Origin of the sequence: Enterovirga sp., from assembly GCF_035325185.1 — a bacterium.
In the GTDB taxonomy this organism is placed as follows: Bacteria; Pseudomonadota; Alphaproteobacteria; order Rhizobiales; family Beijerinckiaceae; genus Enterovirga.
Genome location: NZ_DAOLAJ010000066.1, coordinates 1 through 2,530, shown reverse-complemented (window position 1 = coordinate 2,530; position 2,530 = coordinate 1). Strand labels below are relative to the sequence as shown.

General features: G+C 72.3%; 3 protein-coding genes. All 3 read left to right on the top strand.

Annotated elements, in window-relative coordinates; all coding sequences use genetic code 11:
• Window positions 1–504, top strand: a 504-nt coding sequence (locus tag PKD06_RS13140; protein ID WP_324380745.1) for a tail fiber domain-containing protein, incomplete at its 5' end; no start/stop codon positions are given.
• On the top strand, window positions 488–1,975 hold the full coding sequence (locus PKD06_RS13135; protein WP_324380743.1) for a hypothetical protein: 1,488 nt from the start codon (window positions 488–490) through the stop codon (window positions 1,973–1,975). The genes PKD06_RS13140 and PKD06_RS13135, both read left to right, overlap by 17 nt.
• Window positions 1,972–2,530 (top strand): hypothetical protein (locus PKD06_RS13130; protein ID WP_324380741.1); only part of this gene is annotated, 559 nt, incomplete at its 3' end. The genes PKD06_RS13135 and PKD06_RS13130, both read left to right, overlap by 4 nt.

Here is a 2,530-nt window from a genome sequence, read left to right as displayed (position 1 = left end):
ATCGTCGCCTTCGACGGGTCCGACAGCATCGGCATCGGCACGACGGCCCCCGGCTACAACCTGGATGTCGCCGGCAATGCCCGCGTCACCGGCACGATCCGCTGCTTCACGGTCCTCAGCCTGTCCGACCGTCGCCTGAAGCGCGCCATCCAGCCGATCGAGAAGCCGCTCGACCTGGCCCTGTCCCTGCGCGGCGTATCCTTCCGCTGGAACGAGAAGGCGGTTCCGGCCGCCCCCGAGGCGGCGCATTTCGGCTTCGTCGCCGACGAGGTCGAGAAGGTGCTGCCGGATCTGGTGGAGGCGGGGCCGGACGGGACCAAATACGTGCGCTCGGGCGATATCGGGGCCCTGCTGCTCGAAGCGCTCCGCGTCCTGAACGGTAAGCTCGACGCGGCCATTCAGGAGAACCGCCGGCTGGCGGACCGGATCGCCAGGCTCGAGGGCGCCGGGATGAAACCTCAGACCAAGCGTGGGAGGCGCGAGGCTGGTGCGGCTGGAGATTGACCGGCTCTCGCTCGATTGCCTCGTCGGCGGCGATCATCCCGACCCGCACGGCGCGCGCGACCGCGTGGTCGCGCTGTCGCGCCGGCTTCCGCACAGCCTCGGCGAGCAGCTGCGGCCGTTCTCCGGCGGCGACGAGATCGTCCTGGTCCGCTCGCTGGAACTCGATCTCACGCTCGACCTCGACGGGCCCGAGAGCGCCAGTCTGGCCGGGTGGTCGCGGGCCTTCGCGGCGCAGCTCGCACGCCAGCTCTCTGCGCGGGGACAGGGCGTCGTGCGCTTCGCCGGCCGGGCCGAGCAGCTCGCCTGTTTCGTGCGGGACCTCGTCAACGGGGATGCCTGGAGCCTCTGGTTCCACCATCCCTTCTCGGGCCTGCGCGCGCTGCCGGCCGCCCGCGCGCTCTCGACGGCGCTCGGCTCCCATCCCGCCCGCGGCCAAGCCGCCCTGGCGCTGCTCGACGAGGGCACGATCGCCAAGGCTGGGGAGTTGCTGGGGCCCGAGGTCGATCACCTCGCCGAGCTGCTCTGCGGCGGGATCGCGGAAGGCGCGAGCCAAGCCGATCTCGTCGCGCCCCTGTGCGAGGCGGCCTTGCGCCATCTCCCCTCGCCCGGCCCACGGCTGCTCGCGGCGCTCAAGGCCCATGCGGAAGCGTCCGGCCGGCCCTGCGGGCCGGGCGATCTCGCGCTGTGCCGAACGGTCGTCGACGCGCTGTCGGGCGAAAGCGTCCGGCCGGGAGGCCCGGCCGCATCTCCGGGACAGGCGCGGCAACCGGAATCTCCCGAGGAGCGAGGCGGCGCTCCCCTTCCTCCGGATGCAGACAGCGAGCTGGCCGAGCGGATCCGCCGCCACGCGCGAGCCGCCAAGGTCCGGCGGCTCGGCACGCTTTTCGGCGGCCCCCTGCTGCTCCTGCGCGATCTCGACCGTGTCGATCCCGGCATCGCCCCTGAGAATCCGGCCGGGCCCGGCGGCTGGCCCGCGGCCTGCGCCCTGCGGATGCTCGTTCTCGCCGGGCTTGCCGGCCCCGCGCGGGGGCGGGATTTCCTGGCCGATCCCTTCTGGCGCGACCTGCTCGGCATGCCGCCGCAACTCTCGCCCTCCGGCCTGATCCGCTGGGCCGATATCGGCCTTGCGCATGAAGGCAAGCATCGGGCAGCGGCGCGCAAGCCTCCCTGGCCGAACGGCCTCGGCCTATCCGCCCCTGCCGAGCATCGCGTCGCGACGATGGCCGGGCTCGTCCTCGACGGTTTCGCGCATCGCCTGCCGGGCTTCTCGCGCTCCAGCCCCCGCCATCTCTTCACGAACTTCCTCGACCTGCGGGCAAGCATCCTCCATCAGGGGGACGAGGGCCTGACGGCGCTCGTCTCGCGGCCTCCCCTCGATCCCATCCTGGCCCTCTCGGGCGCCGCGAGCTGGACGGCCGAGTTCTCCTGGACCAGCCCCTGCCGCATCACCGTCTCGCGGGAAGCCCGATGAGCGCCGGCCTCCTCACCGCCGAGCGCGCCTGGCTCGATGCCTGCCTGCGGCGCGATCTCGATGCGCAACGGGCGGTCCACGAGCTGTCGGCCGAAGAGTTCAAGGGGTTGTGGGTCGGTGAGGACCTCGTCACCGCATATCTGGAGGAGCGCGAGAATGCCGGATTTTCCGCCCCTCCCTGCCCGAACGAGGGGCCTCTGGCGCAGCTCGCGGCCCGCTTCGGATTGACGGATCGCGAGCGGGCCCTGCTGGTCCTGGCCGTCGCCGCGGAGATCGACGGCAAATACGAATCCATCTTCGCCTATCTCAACGGTGCCGTCTCGCGCCGCTGGCCGACCTGGAGCCTCGCCTGCCGCCTGTTCGGCGGACCGCGGCGCGTGCTGCCTCTCCTCGCAGCCCAGGGGCGGCTGGCCGGGCGCAGGCTGATCGCTTCCGCCGCCGCCGATCCGGAACGGCCGCAGATGGCGCAGGAATTCCGGGCCTCCCGCGCGGTCGCGCATCACCTCATGGGGCTCGATCCCGTCCTTCCGCACGGCGTCGACTGGATCGCTTCCG